Raw genomic sequence first — 17,124 nt, 5'->3', positions numbered from 1 at the left:
TTTATTTAAATACAACTTGGCAGGAAATGATGCCGGAAGCCGCTTGGGCTAAAAGAGTCTTCTTGTAGTCTGAAGCCTTCTGGATGTTTTGTATGTGCACCAGGCGATCCGGATGATCTGCGGATAGGGCTGATTTTACGGCCAGCATTTCCACTTCCTGACGAATAAAAGAATCAACTTTACCAATTTCATTTGCAACGGCATTTGTGGCTTGTGAGGTCTTGGCAGCGGTTTCTGCTTTAGCAATACCCGTAGTTGGACTCAGGGATTTTTTATACTCAGAAGCTCTTTGGATATTCTGTAGGTGCATCAGGCGATCCGGGTGATCCGCGGAAAGGGCTGCTTTTACGGCCAACATTTCAACTTCCTGGCGAATAAAAGAATCCACATCGGCTTTGGCGCCCGCGGTCCACGTAAGAGCAATAATCGATAGAGCACACAATGCTTTTTTCATAAGCTATGATCCCACCTTGATGAATGAATCTTGATTTCAGCTGGGTAATAGCAAGAAAAAGGCCCCGTTTCCGGAGCCTTAAAGCGTATCTATTGCATTAGAATATGAAGCTTTCTCAAGCCCCTGTCTAAGTATCAAAAAATGTCAGGACAGCTCACCTATTTTAAGCGGCAGTGGTGAAGGAATTCTTCGCGGGTCTCTGGAAGAGTTTTAAAGTGCCCACGTACATCCGAAGTCGCCGTTGTACTGTGAGTATCCTCAATACCCCTCATCATCACGCAGTAATGTTTAGCGTTGATATGAACCGCAACGTGATCCGTATCCAACACATACTGCAAGCAATCCGCGATCTGTTTCGTCAGGCGTTCCTGCACCTGAGGACGACGTGCGAAGTATTGTACAATGCGGTTGATTTTGGATAGTCCGATCACCTTTTTGTAGGGAATGTAAGCCACGGTTGCAAATCCATCGATTGGCAAAAGATGATGTTCACAGAATGACAGGCATTCGATATTTTGCACCACGATCATTTGATCGTAGTTCATCTTGTTATCAATAACAGTCATCTTTGGAAATTTATGCGGATCCAATCCACCGAAGACTTCATTCACATACATCTTAGCCACACGTTTAGGCGTGTCAGCCAGGCTGTCATCCTCAAGATCCAACCCCAGTACTTCCAGAATTTCCGTGAATTTTTCAGTGATTTTTTCAATCTTCTGTTCGTTGGTAAGTCCGTTGTCGATCATCGGTGTTGGACGAACATTATCCAGGATATCTTTGGTGCTTAGGATCTGCTCGATCTCAGAATCCACAACTCTTTTAGGTGTGTTTTTACCTGCACCTTTTTTAGTGATTTTTTTAGCTTTTGCCTTTGCCACGATGACCTGCCTGTCGATTGGAATCCAAAGATGATTTCTTATGCCCTAAAATGGCCTTGCAAGGAAGAGAAAGCTTAAACACTTTGCAAATTTTGACTGCCTAACCACTGACGAATGAGCTCTTTTTCATGGTCAGAGGTATCCACGAAGTGGACTCGAATTTCACTATGCGAAACTGCAATAATTTTGCCCTGACAGAGAATATCGTCAATATCCGGGATCTCCACCGAGATCATCTGCCCGACCTTGAACTTTTCGCGGGCCTGGGGAAGCATGATGCGAGAGCCCGTATAGGATAAATCCAGGATACGGCAATTCTCTTTACCCATCAGTACGACAGGGATATCGACATAGTAGCGATGGGCCGTCTGCTCCATCCAGTGCTGGCGGCGATCCAAATCCGGCGATCGGGAAAAATAAAGCCAGGCAATCCCCGCCACCATGATGGTGCTGACGATTTTAAAAACCGCGACTTCGGTATCCAGAGGTGGCTCCTGAAAAAACACCAGATGTGACAGGTTGATCGCAATAAACAAGGCGCAGAAAACCAAACCCATTAACCACAAAAGCTTGTGACGAATTAAAAAACTGATACCGGCGCCAAAGGCCACCAACCACCCGATGGCTTCCAAGGTTCCAGTGGTGCCCGTGTGCATGGTGGTGAAATCCATCACCGGAATCACCATAAGTGTGAATGCTGCCGGGATGATCACCCAAGGACCGTGTGTAATACCGATAGTTTTTCTCATGATCTTCTTATCGGCATAGCAAATGTGGGAATTCAGTTTTTTGTTGCTTCCCCGCATCTTCTTAATAGACTGTTTAGTTGTGAGACAACTCAGTTTTTACCTCTATTTTATCGGTGTTTTTTTAGTTTCAAAACAAGCCATCGCCTATCCTGATTTCATCAGTTACGGTTATTCTTCTTGCATCACTTGCCATTATAGTGGTTTGGGTGGTGGCGCATTGAACGACTACGGAAGAGCGTTATTTGCACAAGAGATCACCTCTCGCGCCGTTTACCCGGATTCGATGGATGAGGAAGCCATTGCCAACACTTCCGGTTTCTTGGTGAACAAACCTTTGCCGTGGTTTTTCCGTCCCGGCATCAAATACCGCGGACTCTACTTTCAAAGAAATCCCAACGGCAGCAACGAAGTGAACAAATGGGTCAATATGCAAAATGACCTGAACTTGAATTTCTTCTTTGATAAAAAGCAACGCTTCACATTGGTCACGACGGCCTCCTATGCGGAGATGGACATTCCTGAAACCACCATCGACAAGTGGACGATGTACGCCAAGGAATTTTATCTGCGCTTCAAACAAAGTAATTATCTGTGGTGGTACGCCGGTCAGATGGACAAAGCCTACGGCATCAGAAACGTCGACCATACCGCAGTCAATCGCTTCCCTGCCACCAACGTGGGCCTGGATCAGTTCGGCCAATCTTTGGGGGCGATGGCACATATCACCTACCCAACCTGGGATATTGCCATCAATCCGTTTTTTGGCAGCGTTTACACTCAACCTGAAAAGCGCCAACAAGGTGTCTCTGTCACTGGTGAGTATCAAGTTTATGAAAAATTCAAAATTGGCGGCTCGGTGCTGGCTTCAGAATCCGACGAAACACGCTGGCGCCTGGCCGGTGTCACAGGCCGCATGGGACTTTCCAAAGGAACATCTCTGCTGGCGGAAGCGGGCTTGAAAGAACAGACCCGCAAAGGCATGGGACTTGATCCACAGCTTGGCTCTTATGCCTGGTTGCAATCCATGGTTTATCTGACCCGCGGATATAATCTGCTGGCAACACTGGAACACTCCAAAGACGATATTCAAAGCTCATCTGCCGAAAACTTGAAATACAGTTTCGGTCTGCTCGCGTTTCCTTTGCCACGAACCGAGTACCGTTTGGGGCTGACCAATGGAAAAACAAATCTGGACAACGCCGGGGTTGATGACACTTGGTTGTTACAAACCCAAGTGCATGTTTCTTACTAGGAGAGCGGAATGAAAAGAATCCTTATCACCCTCAGTCTTTTGCTTTCAGCCGTTTCCGTTTTCGCCCAGACTGAAAACACCGAGACCTTTGAAGACTCCGAGTTTCCGACAGAAGAAATCACTGACACCACCCTGCGCCCGCGCGGCATGCGATTGCCAACAGATCCCGGAGAGTTTTGGATTGTGGGACTGACCAGCCTTCAATGGAATGAAAAACTGTCAGTCACCCAAGGTGCGACAACTCAATCGTCCAACATGAGTCTTAACGGTGCCGGCATCGTGATTGAAAGAGAGTTCGAACGCGCGCAATGGGGCTGGAGCATTGGGGCAGTGTTGGGATCAGGACGCGCCAACAGCGGTCCTTTCGACAACGACATCAAAATGGAGCGAGAGTCATTCAAGATTTATGGTTTAACACCCAGAGCATTTTGGAAACTGACAGATCAAGTGAACCTGGGAGGTTCCGCGTTTATTTATCACCGCAATCTGGATTTACCTTCAGGCAGCGGAGTCAGCTCTTCTGCGGCCAAGGCCACAAATGTGGCAATTCTTGCTGACATGTCCTTGCGTCTATTTACGGATTGGGATTTTTATCAAGCGATAGGCCCCCTCGATGAAGGAGCCTATATGTGGAAAATCGGCGTCAATTACCGATTCTAATAGCTACTTTGCAGCTTTGGCTTTTGCTGGAGCTGCTGCACCCACCGGAACTTCAACGTGAAGTTTCACAATGTCTTCCGTGCCCACGCCCATGTAATTGATATCCTTGATACCAAAATCAGAAGCATTCACTTCAAACTCAGCCTTCAACAAACCGCCTTCAACTTTGTAAGTTCCTGCGATGTCTTTTTCGATACCTTTAACTTTGATTTTACCAACACCTTTGCCGCCCTTGCCTTTTGCTGAGATAAGGTAAGCGATTGGATGTTTGTCTGTTTCCAGATATTTTTGTGTATGCTTGTCGCGCAACTCGACACCCGTCTTCAAACTCTTCATATTGACCAGGATGTTTTGAGCGGAAACCTCGTCTCCGTTCACTTGCGCCGTTCCTTTAACTTGATTTGTTTTCGCCTTGAAATCCCCCATCGGATTCAAAGTCACGTCAATCACTACGGATTGGGCAAAGGCACCTGAAACACCGAACATCACCACTGCTGCTGCAATAACCGATTTCATTTATCCCCCATTTAACAATTGGAAATAAAATCATACACAGCTTACCGGGAAGTTGCACCCCTTGGAGTCAAAAAATCTGCTTAGGGCACCCCCGGACAAGAGGCCAGCTCCTTTGAAGGCCCGCTCCCATTCGAGGATTCTCAGAATGAGATGGAACACGGAGCTTCGTCCAGACATTAAGATAATCCCAAATTGTGTCGATAGAGCCCGTATGAAAACACTAGCAACCACCCTGATACTTCTATGCCTTTCACTCACCGCGAACGCAGCAAAGATTTTAAAAGTCTCTGGCGGCAAAGCCCTGATCGATCTTGAAGGTGACACAGCCCTCGTTGGCGATCAATTTTTCTCGATCGACAGCAGTGGTAAAAAGCGTGGGTTGATTCAAGTTTCAAAAGTTCAAGGTGGCCGCGCCATCGCAACGGTCTCCAAAGGCGCCGCTGCCGCAGGCCAGTCCCTGCAACGCTTTCAAGGTCGCATGAGTGCCGCTCCGAATGAAGTGAACAGCCGTGCAAGCTCCAGCTCTGGCAAAAGAGCCTGGGGTGTTATCGCTGGTATGGCCAATAGCTCCATGGATGTGAAGTCCTCAACTTCCGGTATGACCATGACGGGCACCAGTTTCAATGTGAATGGTTTTTATCAAACGTACCTGGACAAAAACATCAGCGTGAAAGCTTTGGTTGGTTATGAATCGTTGAATGTGTCTGGGAAAGCTCCCTCTGGATTTTCTGGTGGTACTTGTACTGCGGGTTCCAATTGTACGGCAGAACTTGGTTACTTGGGCCTTAATGCATTGATTCGCTACACGGTCTTCCGCACGTCCTCCATGGACTTCACAGTGGGCGGCGGTTTGGGCTTCCTGTTTGCAATGCAAAAATCCTCCAACGTATTGGACACTTCCAAAATCTCGACAAACCAGACGGTGGTAGGTTCTTTCGGAGTGGACTGGCATCTGGACAAGCGCACGTTCGTGCCGATTCAGTTCGACTATGCCATGTTCCCGGATAACAACACCTCTTCCGCTACTCAGATGATTCTCCGCGCGGGTTACGGCTGGAATTTCTAATTCACTAAAAGACGCAAAATCCAAAAAGCCCTGCACCTCGCGGGGCTTTTTCTTTTTTACCCACTCGTTCAGGCCTTTGTCAGTCTTTCGGGCGAAATCCCCGGGGAACTCCAACCTATTTCATTTGAGTCGGTACTGCCTTTGCAATGCCCAGGGCAGAACTTTCTACCCAAGGGGTCACGCGTGCTTCGTAAGTCATCAAAACTATTACTTCCGCTGCTCATGGGGGTCACCAGCCTTCAGGCCCAGGCCATGGATGCAGACCCGTACATGACCCAGGAGCACCTTCTGAACAACGCCGTTCAGTTGCATGTGACCAATCGTGGGATGAAACTTTTCGATACGAAGCTGTCAAAAATTCTGGGTAATTTGGGTGTCAAATTGGATGAGGGGTACTTCCCTGCTCTGTCCTATACTTTTGAAAAGCCCATCAATCCTGACGACTATGCCAAGGAAAATGGCGACGCAGTTAACATGTACAAGCAAGTGCGTGACTTGCTGACGAAGTGGCTGGTGGGGTTTTCTTTGAATGACCATCGCCCGACTATTGAAATCGGAGAATCCGGTTTCGTCGCAAATTTTTCGCGCTTCTCCCTGGTGACTGATCGCGCCTTGATGGAAAAACTGGGTAAGCGCGAAGGCGCAATCCTTGCCATCGAACTGGAAGTCAAACATCTGACTATTGGCACCAACTCCGTCAAAGTCTGGGATGTTGATAACGAGTTCCTGGGCAAAATCGGTGCGGAAGATGTCAGCCTTGCTGCTGGTGATGAGAAAAACCCGCTGAAAATCCGTCTGCCTTTTTATCTGCGCATGAACGCCTATGGACATCTGGAGTTTGAAGCCCTGGAAGTTGAAAACAATTTGAACTCGATCCCGGTTTCACTTGAGTATAAAAAACTATTGGTTCCAACATTCGCGATCGAAATTAACGGCAAAAAGTTTTTGCTGAACAACGCTGAAATCGACAAATTGTTCGTGGAGCAGGCTCCCGCGATCCTGACTTCAGTACGCGAGAACCTGGGTAACTTTGCGCGCAACCAATTGCCAGCGATGCTGAATGAAAAAGCCAAACAGCTTTTGACCGGCAATCTGGATCAGGTCCAAAACATGGTGCCTCCAGGCAAAGAACCCAACGACAACCGCCCTGATTTCAAATGGGGCCTGCGTTTACAAAATATCGGACTGAAAGAGTCCTTGAATGTTGATTTGGGAGCCTATGCAGAAGACCCGATCAATCCTCGCAGCACGCCACGCCCTATTGATAAATCCCGCGGCGCGGTCACTTGGGGACTTATCCCTCAAACCAACTATGACATCGGATTAAGCCTGGATCGCGGCCTCATTAACCGCATCATGCAACTTTCCTTTGAACGCCGTAATTTTGAACGCATCGCCATGTCTGATGGTTCCACTTTGAGAATGATGGCAGCCCCATTGATTGATTATGTAAAAGCGCCAGTAGCTATGCCGCTAAAGGGCAACGAAACCTTCGTTAAATTGCGCGTCTCGGTTGAAAACAAGCCGGATTCAATTTTCCTGAAAGAAAAGATCGTAGTGGATTTTGATATCATTGCAAAATTGCGCCAAATGGCGGATAAGAGCGGCATGCAGCTGGTGCTGTACTCCATTGACCCGGAAACCCTGGCGATGGACGACAAATACTTCTCACTTGCTGGCAAGCTTCTTAAAGGTAAAGTTCGCGAAGGAATCAAAGACAAACTTCGTGAACAATGCGCCGGCTGGAAGAATAAGGACGAGGCCATCCCAGGCGCGTTCCCACTTCCTCCAGAAATTTTAGGAATTAAACTCGACATTAACCGCGTCGTTATGGATCCAAAAGGTCACTTAGTCATGTACCTGGATTACGCGAAAGCAGGAGCACTTTAGTATGAAATCTTTTAAACTAGCCGCTATCAATGCACTGACTTTGATTATTGGCCTGGGCTTGATGACAGGTTCACTGTCCTCCAAATCCGCAAGAGCTGCGAAATTGGAAGCAGTGCCTTCGATTGAAGTCACGCAACTTGGAAACTACAAAGGTCAATACCTGACAGTTCTTTATGCTGTGGGCTCCAGACCTTTCATCTCCACAGATCCATCTCAGTTGAATATTTCCCAGGTCAAAGAATCCCGCACGGTTTACATCACCGGCGACAAAGTCACTCTGCCACAGGTGCAGGTTGAAAAAGAGGGCTTCCGCCCTTCATATAACATTGTAGTGTTCGTGGTATCCCCACAACAAAACTACTCGTGGGTAAATGCTGATGGCACATCTCCACAAGGGATGTCCAAGACTGCCAACCGCCTGCAAAACAAAGTCAGCGCGATTAACAAATCCGATGTCGACAGCTTCATCGCCTCCAAAGGTGAATCCGCTGTTTTAACAGTTAAGCTAAACTGATATCGAATTGGCTGCCAGGATTCCCGTCTCTAGGGCACCGTTCAAGGTGCCCGGGAATTTCAGGCTCGTGTGCTCCCCTGCAAATAAAAAGCGATTACCGTACTCAGGCTCCCCGGCCGCTCCTCTGAATTTCATGTACTGACCTTTTGAATAATACGCCATGGAGCCACCTGCCCACGGACGATTTTTCCAGTTCACCATCTGGTGAACTCGGACGTTTTCCGGTAAATCCCTGTAGAACAATTCCAGATCAGCAAGTGCTTGCTTCTCTGCTGCACTACCGGCCTGCAAACCGGATTTGCCGGCACGGGAATAACTTAACAGACCTCGTGTGCCACTTTGTTCCCGTCCACTATCCCAAAATTTTTGGGTCAGGTAATCGCCCGTGAAATTCCCCAAATTAGCTGCCATCGCGCCATGCTTTTTCGTCCAGAATGGGTTTTCGAAACCCAGCACACCTTTGCTGTGAGTGGCATAATTCAAATTAGTCAGCGCTGCCTTTTTGGGTTCAGAAAAATCCAGCGACTGAATGTTTCTGACTTCACGAAGTTTTGTGAACGGCAAAGTGCAGATGACATTGCGAGTTTGATATTGCTGACGTCCTTCGGGTGTTTGAAAACTCAAAGTGAAGACACCCTCTTTTTCCGAGATCTCCACCAAGGCATGATTCATTTTTACACTGCTATCCGGAATGACACCGGCCACACGCGCACCCATCAACTGCATGAAGTTGGTCAGACCGCCCTCAAGACGATAAGTGTTTCTGCCGCTCAGCAAGGAACTGCCCTCTGAATCCAGGGTATTTAGAAAATGCAAAGAAGACTGCTCGTCCGCATCCACTCCGAATCGCGCCACGGCCTGGCTCTCGATCAACTTCAAAATAACCGGATCGACCTCACCGGCCCACGAGTTCAAAAGATCCTTCAATGAAAGACTGTCATAATATTCCGCCCGGTCATACACATTGGCATTGCGGTATGTGAGCGTCACCTCGGAATTGCGGAAAAGATCCGCGCGGACACGGCGTATTGGTGCTGTCAGGGTTTTCAATTTTGGCAGAATATCCTGAACCCGATAGGTGCGACCGTCGAAGCGAAATACGTGAGCTTCCAAACCTTTGGTGGTTTTCAGTTGAACAGTGTTCAGGCTGAATTCCTTGGCCAGAGTGAAAACTGTGCGATGAGATTCCTCAAAGAACTCGGCGCCAAGTTCTGCCAATGGTTCCCCTTGAGGATAAACGGAAACCGTTTGCACACGGCCGCCCAGACGTGAGGAGCCTTCAAATAGGCGGAAGGGAACTTTGTTTTTCTTTAAAGTGTATGCCGCAGCAAGACCAGCGGCGCCCGCTCCTAAAATCACCACTTCACCGTCGAGATTGCGTTTGTCACCGGTAAAAAGGCGATCCAGGCTGGTACAACCTGATAATGCCCCCGAAACAAAGAAGCCGCTTGAACTCAGCGCAGAAATTTTTAAAAACTCGCGACGATTTAAAGAACTTTTTGCCATCAATCCCTCACCTGAATAGAATGGCAACACTTTGGAACAGAAGCAAATCAATCTCTCATCTTTAACTGATTCCTTCGAGAAATTGGCGGAAAATAACTGGGCCCTCTCCTCAGAGGTCTTTGCTTCTGATTTCTGCAAACAACTCGCCCAAGAGTGTCAAAAACTCTACAGCGACGGAGAGTTGACCAAGGCTTCCATCGGACCGACCGGCAACAAATTAACCGCCTCTGAAATTCGCGGTGACTATACGCTATGGCTCGATGCCGGCAACTCGCCAGTTCAGAAGCAGTTTTTACTGTGCCTGGAAACAATTCGTGAAGAGTTGAATCGTTTTTTCTTTATGGGACTAAAACGTGTGGAAAGTCATTTTGCTTTTTATCCACCGCAGGCGGGTTATGAAAAGCACATCGACAATCCCCGTGGCGCCAGCCACCGCAAAATTACTTTCGTGCTGTATCTCAATGAGGACTGGCAAAAAGAAAATGGCGGCGAGCTAAGCCTGTACAATCCAAATAACCCCGAGGAGCTTCTGGCCCGTGTCGAGCCCCGCTTGGGACAACTGATATTTTTTAGAAGCGATCTTTTCCCGCACCAGGTGGAAAAGAGCTTCACTCCCCGTCTGAGTTTAACAGGCTGGTTTAGGGATGATGCGTTATGAGATCTTTATTTTTTGAAGTCGTCTTCACACGACCCTATGCCCGTCTGATTATTCTGGCGTGTTCGTTGTTCGCAGCGGTTTTTGGAATCCTGGGACCTTTCTTTCAAAAAGAATTCATCGATCAACTGACGGGTGTCGAAACCAAACTTCATCTTTTCCAGGTCAGCTCTCCGCTGTGGTTTATTCTTTCAGCTTTCCTGTGTGTCCTGGGCTCCCTGGCTCTGAGTCAGCTGACGAACTATCTGAGCGCGAAGGAAGCTTTGCACATGCAGCGCGTGTTTGCGGAACGACTTTACGCAAAGACTCTGAATCTGCGTGTGGATACGATGAGCCATCGCCCTGTGGGGGAAATTGTCTCTCTTTACGCGACGGACGTTCAAGGCGCCACGGTTTTCCTGGATCAAACACTTCCCGCAGGAGCATCGACTTTATTCCCATTGTTGATTTCGCCTTTTGCGATCTCTTTGCTTTTTGATATTCCTTTGTGGCCGACGGTCACGGTCATGATCGGCATTACTTGCGTGAATTCTTTTTTGGCTTTTCGCCAATCGCGCTTTTTCTTCAACTTCAAGCAACTGGCAGCAGAACGTATCGGTCTGGTGAATGAGTGGATTCAAAACATCCGCACCATTCGTATTCTGGGCTGGATTCATCATTTTGAAGCCGGCATTTTTGCCAAAAGGGAAGTTGAAACCAGAAATCGCGTTTTGATGGTAACCAACGGTCAAATCATGAATGCCATCTCATCGTCCATCACCTTTATTCTGAACGTAGTGACTTTGGGTTCCCTGATTTTGTATTCCAAGCACACCATGACCAGTGGTGAGCTTTTGGCGCTGCTATGGATTGTGGGTATCTTCCTGACTCGCCCCTTCCGTCAGATGCCCTGGTTCTTCACCTTTGCATTCGATTCTTGGACTTCATTGAAACGTCTGGAAGAGTTCTTCTCCACCCAGAATAACCAAACGGCCGACACCGGTGAGGTTCCGTCTGAACAAGCGGCGCTGGATGAAAAGTTTGCTTTGCAGGTCCAAGGCTTGAATTTACGAATTGGCAGTCGCCATATTCTGAAAAATATGAATTTCAACATCAAGGATGGAGAATTCGTGGCCGTTGTCGGCGAAGTGGGCTCTGGTAAATCTTTGCTGTTGCTGTCCTTGCTTCGCGAAACTGGCGCTCATTTTCACAGCTACCGCATCGGTTCGCTGAATGCGCTTCAGCAAGAGCCCAACTCAGTTCGGGAGAACTTTGCCTACGTTCCCCAAGAGGGCTTTATCATGAGCGCCACTTTACGCGAAAACGTGGCCTTCCTTTATGACATCGATCCTGACCGTGACAACATGGTTGAGGAATCCTTGAAGCTTGCTCAATTTGAACTGAGCACCGAACGAGTTGAAAAAGGCCTGGGCACTGAAATTGGCGAGCGTGGTGTGAACCTGTCGGGCGGTCAACGCCAACGCGTCAGTTTGGCGCGGGTTCATTTTCACAATGCCCCGATCATGTTGCTGGATGACTGTCTTAGTGCTGTGGACGTCGATACCGAACATAAACTTTTTGAATCTCTTCTGATGGGGGCTTGGGCGAATCGCACCCGATTGCTGGTCACTCACCGTCTGTCGGCCTTAAATCGCGTTGATCGCATTCTGTTCCTGGAAGAAGGACGCATCATTGATCAGGGAACTTTCGAAGAGCTTCTGGCACGCAATGAGAAGTTCCGCGAGTACACAACCACGGTTGCCAAAGAAGCCACCGCCCAAAAAGAAAGTGAAGGCTCCCGTGGCTAATCGCAATCCCGTCAACAAGCCCAAATACTTTTCCGATGGCGAAGTTAAAAAAGAAGGTGGCTATAACAAAACCATTTTTGAAACTTTACACTTTGCTTATGCGCCCTTCCTGTATCGCATTGGCTTGTGCCTGGTCCTGGGCATTATCGGACGTGGATTGCTCTTGGCGAACACCAACGTCATCGGCTATTGGGTCGACAGCCTGGTTGGCAAAACCTCACCGGTTTCCAGTTTAAGCTCGACCCAAATCATCGCCTTGCTTTTAACAATGGCCATATCTGGTTTCTTTATGACGTTGATATTCCGAGTGGGATTTTCACGTTTATCGGCCAAGGCCATTTCCAGCTTCTACGACGAAGTGACCCTGCGTACGTCGCGCCTGCCGATGAGTTTTTACGACAACACTCCCGCGGGACGTATTATCACGCGCTTTTCAAGCGACTATGGCAACGTGTTTCGTCTATTCGGCGGCCCCTTGGCCGAGTTTCTATCCATCATTTTTGATCTGATCATGATGACGATCCTGATCACAGTGGCAAATCCGATCTTCCTGATCCTGGTCGCATTTATCGGGATATTGAATTTCTTCGTCTACAAACTGAATCAGGAAAAATTGCGCAAAGCCCGCCGTGAACTTTCGGCCAGCCGCTCGCCAAGCATCGCACACTTTGCTGAAACCACGCAGGGCGCCTCCACCATTCGCTCCTTCCGTCGGCAAAAGTCCTTCACTGAACGCTTTGAAAGTCTGGACAGCTATTTCCTGGAACAAAAGCTGTATACAACAAAACAGTTGATCAGCTTTTCATTTCAAATGAACAGCATGACCGCCGTGCTTTTACTTATCACCGGTGTGGCCTCTTATTTCATGATTGAAAAAGGCTGGGCCAGCATTGGTGCGGTCGGCGTGGCTTTTACATTCATCACCTTGTCCGGAAATACTGTTCAGATGTTCTTTGAGTGGTTGACACAATTCGAAGAGGCGATGATCGGTGTCGAACGCCTGGATCAATACATGCGCATGGAAATCGAGAAAGGCAATTACCTGCCGTCGACTGCAAACTTTGCCACGGGTCACCCCGTTTATGCTGCGAGTGTTGAAAAGTATTTGAGTCACCGACGACTGACGGAAAATCGCAGCGCTTCGGTTGAAGTCACTGATTTGTCCTTCCGGTATCGCGACGACCTCCCTTGGGTTTTGAAAAATCTGAATTTTGAAGTCAAAGCTGGCGAACGACTGGGCATCGTCGGTCGCACAGGCTCCGGCAAATCCAGCCTTATTCAGGCGTTGTTTCATCTGTATCCCATTTCCAAAGGACAGATCACTATCAATGGCAATGCTCCAAAAATTCATGAAACCGATCACGGTGTCGATTTGAATTTGTATCGCCAATCCATGGCCTTCATTTCCCAGGAACCTATTTTGTTTCAGGGCTCACTGCGTTTCAATCTGGACATCGAGGGTCATCACTCCGACTCTGCTTTGCAGGAAGTCCTGAAAAAAGTGGGTCTGCTGGAATGGGTGCAAGGACAGGCCTTGGGTCTGGAAATGAGAATCGAGGAACGGGGTAAAAATCTGTCCCTCGGTGAGCGCCAGTTATTGTGTATGGCTCGCTGCCTTTTACAACAAGCTCCCATAGTTATCATGGACGAAGCAACCAGCTCTGTGGATCCACAGTCCGAAGAGATCCTGGTTCGTGCCACCGAAGAGTTTTTCGCTGATCGTACACAGATCATCATTGCTCACCGTTTATCCACTTTAGCCAAGTGTGATAGAATTTTATGGTTACAGAGCGGGGAAATTGTTGAGCTGGGACCGACGCAGGAAATTCTGCCTCGATTTAAAAAGACCGAACTCGTGTAAATAAATCTGCGGCCCCCTCAATTAAAAGTTTGCCGCGTCCGATGTATTAGAGTACTCCTCTGTGGACACGACAAAAACAGACATCAGCAAATGAGGTGGGCATGGATAGCAACCAAACCCTCGATGAAACACTAGATGAAAACTCCGTGATCAGTCTAACCGATCAATGGTCCTCATTGACCCCGGATGAGCGTCGTGAAAAGTTCAAGGAGCTTCCAAGAACTGATGCCGAAGAGCTGTTTCTAAACCTCCCGACCCACGACCAGGCCGAATTGATTTCTGAAGCGTCTCATCTTGAGAAACGTTCCTGGGTGCGTTTGCTTGCTCCCGATGACGTTGCCGATTTAATTCAGGAAATGGGTGCCGAGCACAAAGAAGACCTGCTGTCTTTGCTGGACCCACAAACCAAACGTGAAGTGATCGCCCTGCTAGCCTATGCCGAGGACGCTGCCGGGGGCTTGATGAGCACCCGTTTCGTGCGTCTGCGCGCGGAGATGAGTGTCGATGAAGCCATTAGCTATCTGCGTATTCAGGCTAAAACTCACGTTGAGTCCATCTACTATGCCTATGTTCTTGATTCCGACCAAAAGCTTTTGGGCGTGATTTCTTTCCGTGAAATCTTCTCGGCCGCGGCCGGCACACGTATTTCTGAAATCATGCAAACCGAAGTTCTGAAGGTTCCACCAGATATGGACCAAGAGGAAATCGGTCGTATTTTCTCCCAGCATGATTTGATGGCCCTGCCCGTTGTCGACGAGCAAGGCATCATGAAAGGTATCGTTACGTTCGATGACGTGGCGACCGCCATTCAGGAAGAGACCACTGAAGACATCCACAAACTGGGTGGTGTGGAATCCCTGGATGCTCCGTACATGAAAATCTCGATGTTTGAGATGATTAAAAAACGTGCGGGTTGGTTGTTGGTTCTATTCCTGGGCGAGATGTTCACCGCGACTGCCATGGGTTACTTCCAAACCGAAATCGAACGCGCGGTGGTTTTGGCATTGTTCATTCCTTTGATTATCAGCTCCGGTGGTAACTCCGGCTCTCAGGCTTCGACGTTGATTATTCGTGCGATGGCCCTGGGCGAGGTGCGCCTGCGTGACTGGTGGCGTGTTCTGGGCCGCGAATTGATGGCCGGTCTTGCGCTGGGTGTGTGTTTGGGTCTTGTCGGTCTGTTCCGAATCTTGGTTTGGCCTACGCGCGAAGCCTTATACGGTCCTCACTATGTATTGGTTGCTGTAACGGTCATGATCAGTTTGATTGGTATTGTTCTGTGGGGAACTATCTCCGGCTCCATGCTTCCGTTCCTGCTTAAAAAGATTGGATTTGACCCGGCTTCAGCTTCTGCTCCAGCCGTGGCAACATTGGTGGACGTGACAGGATTAATTATTTACTTCTCGGTCGCTTCATTCGTCCTTGCGGGTGCTTTGCTATAAACTTCCCAAGGCCCAAAATTAAAAAGGCGTCTTTTGAAGACGCCTTTTTTTATTTTAAAATTAGCTCTGAAAACTAGCGAGTTGTATCCAAAGCCATTTTACCAGAAAGCTCCTGCTCTTCTTGTTGGTCTTTGGCTTTTTGCTGATCGCTTGTACCGATTGTAGATTTCGCAGCTCCTGATTTGATATCGCCACCCTTGCTGGAAATAACCAGAGTGCCGTCGCCAGACAATTCTTTAGTCACGTTAAACTCAATGGCCGCTGCAGGAACAACATTCGCAGCCGCATCCTGCCCGATTGTTTGAATCGTGCTTTCGCCAATCAATACCAGTTTGTTGGCTCCAATATCAACAACACCCGCTTGTGCTGTGCTGATGATTCTTGCATTATTCAAAACCAGTGTATCTGCTTTGATTGCCAAAGCCATTGCTGTAGTTTTCAAATCACCACAAACGAATACAACTTTTGCCGTTGTCGCAGTGGATACTTTATCCAAAGTGGAATCAGCAGATTTAGCTGCGCCGTCCTTCAATGTCAGACCGTTGGTAAAGGTCGCGTCGACCTGATCGTCTGCACAACCCAGAACAGCATAAGAAGTATCAGCCTCCACTTCTTTAAGGACTGATTCTGACTTGGTCAAATTCAACATGGGCTTGAAATCAGCATCCACTTCTGCAATTTTTCCGTCAGCAGAAATACCGGTAATATATGTTGTTTTGATTGAAGGATTTAAGCTTAGTTTATCGGAAGGCTCTTCATAATTTACTTTATCAGCGTCGTACTTAACGATCGCTCCCGTCACCATGATCTGACCTGGCTGACCACCGACCGTCAAGTCAGCCGAAACCTCACCTTTAGGCGTTGTATCACCACCACGAAGAGCGACTCGGCTGGCCTTATCATCTTTAACTGCACAAGCAGCAAGACTCATCAAAACGGCTGTAGCAAGTAGTTTAGATAGCTTCATAGTGGTCTCCTTTTAAAAGGCGAAAATTACTTCCACCCCTTACTAAGCAAGATCCACTCCATTGTTTTGATGGACTCAGCTGGAACTGTTTTGAACTGAGAATTTCTTTAGGTCACCCAACGTCACCCGGTGACGTTTCAGGGCACTCACAAGGATGGAGTGCGACCACCATCCACCGGCAGATTAATACCATTAATATAGGATGCAGCCGGACTCACCAAGAAGGCAATGCCCTCTGCCGCCTCCCTTGGGTCCCCGATTCTTCCAGCGGGAATAGTCTTAATCCATTGCTCTTCGACTTCCTCGATACTATTTCCGGTTTTTTGCGCCGCCGCCCCCATCAGAGATTCAATGCGCCCCGTACGGATATATCCCGGAAGCATATTATTGACGGTGATGCCAAAAGGCCCCAGCTCTCCCGCCAAAGTTTTGGACCAACTTGCCATGGCACCACGAACGGTATTGGAAACTCCCAAACCCGGAATCGGATTTTTAACCGAGGTCGAAATAATATTGACGATTCGACCGTAGTTTACGGATTTCATAAATGGCACCACTGCTTGTACCAGCAAATGCGCAGCATGCAGATGGGCCTTTATCGGCGCATCAAACTCCTCGATAGAGACTTCCAACAACGGCCCACCTTTGGGACCTCCCGAATTGTTTACCAGAATATGAATCTTTTCCTGCGAGATTTTTGGAATTAACTTTTTAAGCTCCGCCGTGTCTGCCAGATCCACGGCAAAATATTTGTGCCCCTCTCCTGGAATCGATGCCAACAGTGCCTTTAGCTTTTCTTCGTTGCGAGCCAAGGCAATTACGCGAGCTCCACGCTGGGCCAATAATTGCGCCGTCGCCGCGCCAATACCTTGTGAGGCCCCACAAACAACAGCCGTTTTTCCCTGCAGATCCCATGAGCTCATAACG

At 48.3% G+C, this 17,124-nt stretch carries 16 protein-coding genes; 9 read left to right on the top strand and 7 right to left on the bottom strand.

The window, feature by feature from the left end:
* Position 1 precedes the first annotated feature (1 nt).
* The 3 genes from AAAA73_RS03880 to AAAA73_RS03870 form a co-directional block, all read right to left on the bottom strand.
* Entirely contained in the window at positions 2-454 is a 453-nt protein-coding gene (locus AAAA73_RS03880) for a hypothetical protein (RefSeq protein WP_340596858.1), read from the bottom strand.
* Positions 455-612: 158 nt separating this feature from the next.
* Positions 613-1,269, bottom strand: a complete 657-nt coding sequence (gene folE, locus AAAA73_RS03875) for a GTP cyclohydrolase I FolE (protein WP_445292022.1) — start codon at positions 1,267-1,269, stop codon at positions 613-615.
* Positions 1,270-1,409: 140 nt separating this feature from the next.
* Entirely contained in the window at positions 1,410-2,084 is a 675-nt protein-coding gene (locus tag AAAA73_RS03870) for a PilZ domain-containing protein (protein WP_340596856.1), read from the bottom strand.
* A 79-nt stretch (positions 2,085-2,163) separates the two neighbouring features.
* Here AAAA73_RS03870 and AAAA73_RS03865 point away from each other — a divergent pair, with 79 nt between their 5' ends.
* Positions 2,164-3,336: a hypothetical protein gene (locus tag AAAA73_RS03865; protein WP_340596855.1), complete on the top strand. Its 1,173-nt coding sequence runs from the start codon at positions 2,164-2,166 to the stop codon at positions 3,334-3,336.
* 9 nt (positions 3,337-3,345) lie between these two features.
* The gene (locus tag AAAA73_RS03860) at positions 3,346-3,996 is read left to right on the top strand and encodes a hypothetical protein (protein ID WP_340596854.1); all 651 of its coding nucleotides are present in this window, start codon (positions 3,346-3,348) and stop codon (positions 3,994-3,996) included.
* 3 nt (positions 3,997-3,999) lie between these two features.
* Here the strand turns inward: AAAA73_RS03860 and AAAA73_RS03855 are convergent, their stop codons facing one another.
* Positions 4,000-4,512: a YceI family protein gene (locus AAAA73_RS03855; RefSeq protein ID WP_340596853.1), complete on the bottom strand. Its 513-nt coding sequence runs from the start codon at positions 4,510-4,512 to the stop codon at positions 4,000-4,002.
* A gap of 211 nt (positions 4,513-4,723) precedes the next feature.
* Here AAAA73_RS03855 and AAAA73_RS03850 point away from each other — a divergent pair, with 211 nt between their 5' ends.
* The 3 genes from AAAA73_RS03850 (at position 4,724) to AAAA73_RS03840 (ending at position 7,982) form a co-directional block, all read left to right on the top strand.
* A complete protein-coding gene (locus AAAA73_RS03850; protein ID WP_340596852.1) occupies positions 4,724-5,578 on the top strand; it encodes a hypothetical protein in 855 nt (284 codons plus the stop codon).
* Positions 5,579-5,761: 183 nt separating this feature from the next.
* Entirely contained in the window at positions 5,762-7,468 is a 1,707-nt protein-coding gene (locus AAAA73_RS03845; RefSeq protein WP_340596851.1) for a hypothetical protein, read from the top strand.
* A 1-nt stretch (position 7,469) separates the two neighbouring features.
* Positions 7,470-7,982, top strand: coding sequence for a hypothetical protein (locus AAAA73_RS03840; RefSeq protein ID WP_340596850.1), 513 nt, complete (start codon positions 7,470-7,472; stop codon positions 7,980-7,982).
* On the opposite strand, the gene AAAA73_RS03835 is transcribed toward AAAA73_RS03840, so the two are convergent.
* A complete protein-coding gene (locus AAAA73_RS03835) occupies positions 7,974-9,488 on the bottom strand; it encodes a flavin monoamine oxidase family protein (protein WP_340596849.1) in 1,515 nt (504 codons plus the stop codon). The two genes, AAAA73_RS03840 and AAAA73_RS03835, sit on opposite strands and share 9 nt — an antisense overlap.
* Before the next feature lie 31 nt (positions 9,489-9,519).
* Here AAAA73_RS03835 and AAAA73_RS03830 point away from each other — a divergent pair, with 31 nt between their 5' ends.
* The 4 genes from AAAA73_RS03830 (at position 9,520) to mgtE (ending at position 15,230) form a co-directional block, all read left to right on the top strand.
* Entirely contained in the window at positions 9,520-10,146 is a 627-nt protein-coding gene (locus tag AAAA73_RS03830; RefSeq protein ID WP_340596848.1) for a 2OG-Fe(II) oxygenase, read from the top strand.
* Complete coding sequence (locus tag AAAA73_RS03825; RefSeq protein ID WP_340596847.1) at positions 10,143-11,930, top strand: ABC transporter ATP-binding protein; 1,788 nt, start codon at positions 10,143-10,145, stop codon at positions 11,928-11,930. The genes AAAA73_RS03830 and AAAA73_RS03825 overlap by 4 nt, the downstream gene beginning before the upstream one ends.
* Positions 11,923-13,791, top strand: coding sequence for an ABC transporter ATP-binding protein (locus tag AAAA73_RS03820; protein WP_340596846.1), 1,869 nt, complete (start codon positions 11,923-11,925; stop codon positions 13,789-13,791). Before AAAA73_RS03825 ends, AAAA73_RS03820 begins: the two co-directional genes overlap by 8 nt.
* A gap of 101 nt (positions 13,792-13,892) precedes the next feature.
* A complete protein-coding gene (gene mgtE / locus AAAA73_RS03815) occupies positions 13,893-15,230 on the top strand; it encodes a magnesium transporter (RefSeq protein WP_340596845.1) in 1,338 nt (445 codons plus the stop codon).
* A 73-nt stretch (positions 15,231-15,303) separates the two neighbouring features.
* Here the strand turns inward: mgtE and AAAA73_RS03810 are convergent, their stop codons facing one another.
* The gene (locus AAAA73_RS03810) at positions 15,304-16,197 is read right to left on the bottom strand and encodes a hypothetical protein (protein WP_340596844.1); all 894 of its coding nucleotides are present in this window, start codon (positions 16,195-16,197) and stop codon (positions 15,304-15,306) included.
* A 146-nt stretch (positions 16,198-16,343) separates the two neighbouring features.
* Positions 16,344-17,120, bottom strand: a complete 777-nt coding sequence (locus AAAA73_RS03805) for an SDR family NAD(P)-dependent oxidoreductase (protein ID WP_340596843.1) — start codon at positions 17,118-17,120, stop codon at positions 16,344-16,346.
* Between the last annotated feature and the right edge of the window lie 4 nt (positions 17,121-17,124).

The organism is Bdellovibrio sp. GT3, from assembly GCF_037996765.1.
Classification (GTDB): Bacteria; Bdellovibrionota; Bdellovibrionia; order Bdellovibrionales; family Bdellovibrionaceae; genus Bdellovibrio.
Note: the sequence above shows the minus strand (reverse complement) of the source record. Positions and strands in the feature narration are given on the sequence as shown.

Bases quoted from the DNA above. Each gene is read 5' to 3' on its own strand.
- AAAA73_RS03880 (WP_340596858.1), bottom strand. From the start codon at position 454: ATGAAAAAAGCATTGTGTGCTCTATCGATTATTGCTCTTACGTGGACC.
- AAAA73_RS03870 (WP_340596856.1), bottom strand. From the start codon at position 2,084: ATGAGAAAAACTATCGGTATTACACACGGTCCTTGGGTGATCATCCCG.
- AAAA73_RS03860 (WP_340596854.1), top strand. From the start codon at position 3,346: ATGAAAAGAATCCTTATCACCCTCAGTCTTTTGCTTTCAGCCGTTTCC.
- AAAA73_RS03855 (WP_340596853.1), bottom strand. From the start codon at position 4,512: ATGAAATCGGTTATTGCAGCAGCAGTGGTGATGTTCGGTGTTTCAGGT.
- AAAA73_RS03850 (WP_340596852.1), top strand. From the start codon at position 4,724: ATGAAAACACTAGCAACCACCCTGATACTTCTATGCCTTTCACTCACC.
- AAAA73_RS03840 (WP_340596850.1), top strand. From the start codon at position 7,470: ATGAAATCTTTTAAACTAGCCGCTATCAATGCACTGACTTTGATTATT.
- AAAA73_RS03835 (WP_340596849.1), bottom strand. From the start codon at position 9,488: ATGGCAAAAAGTTCTTTAAATCGTCGCGAGTTTTTAAAAATTTCTGCG.
- AAAA73_RS03825 (WP_340596847.1), top strand. From the start codon at position 10,143: ATGAGATCTTTATTTTTTGAAGTCGTCTTCACACGACCCTATGCCCGT.
- mgtE (WP_340596845.1), top strand. From the start codon at position 13,893: ATGGATAGCAACCAAACCCTCGATGAAACACTAGATGAAAACTCCGTG.
- AAAA73_RS03810 (WP_340596844.1), bottom strand. From the start codon at position 16,197: ATGAAGCTATCTAAACTACTTGCTACAGCCGTTTTGATGAGTCTTGCT.
- AAAA73_RS03805 (WP_340596843.1), bottom strand. From the start codon at position 17,120: ATGAGCTCATGGGATCTGCAGGGAAAAACGGCTGTTGTTTGTGGGGCC.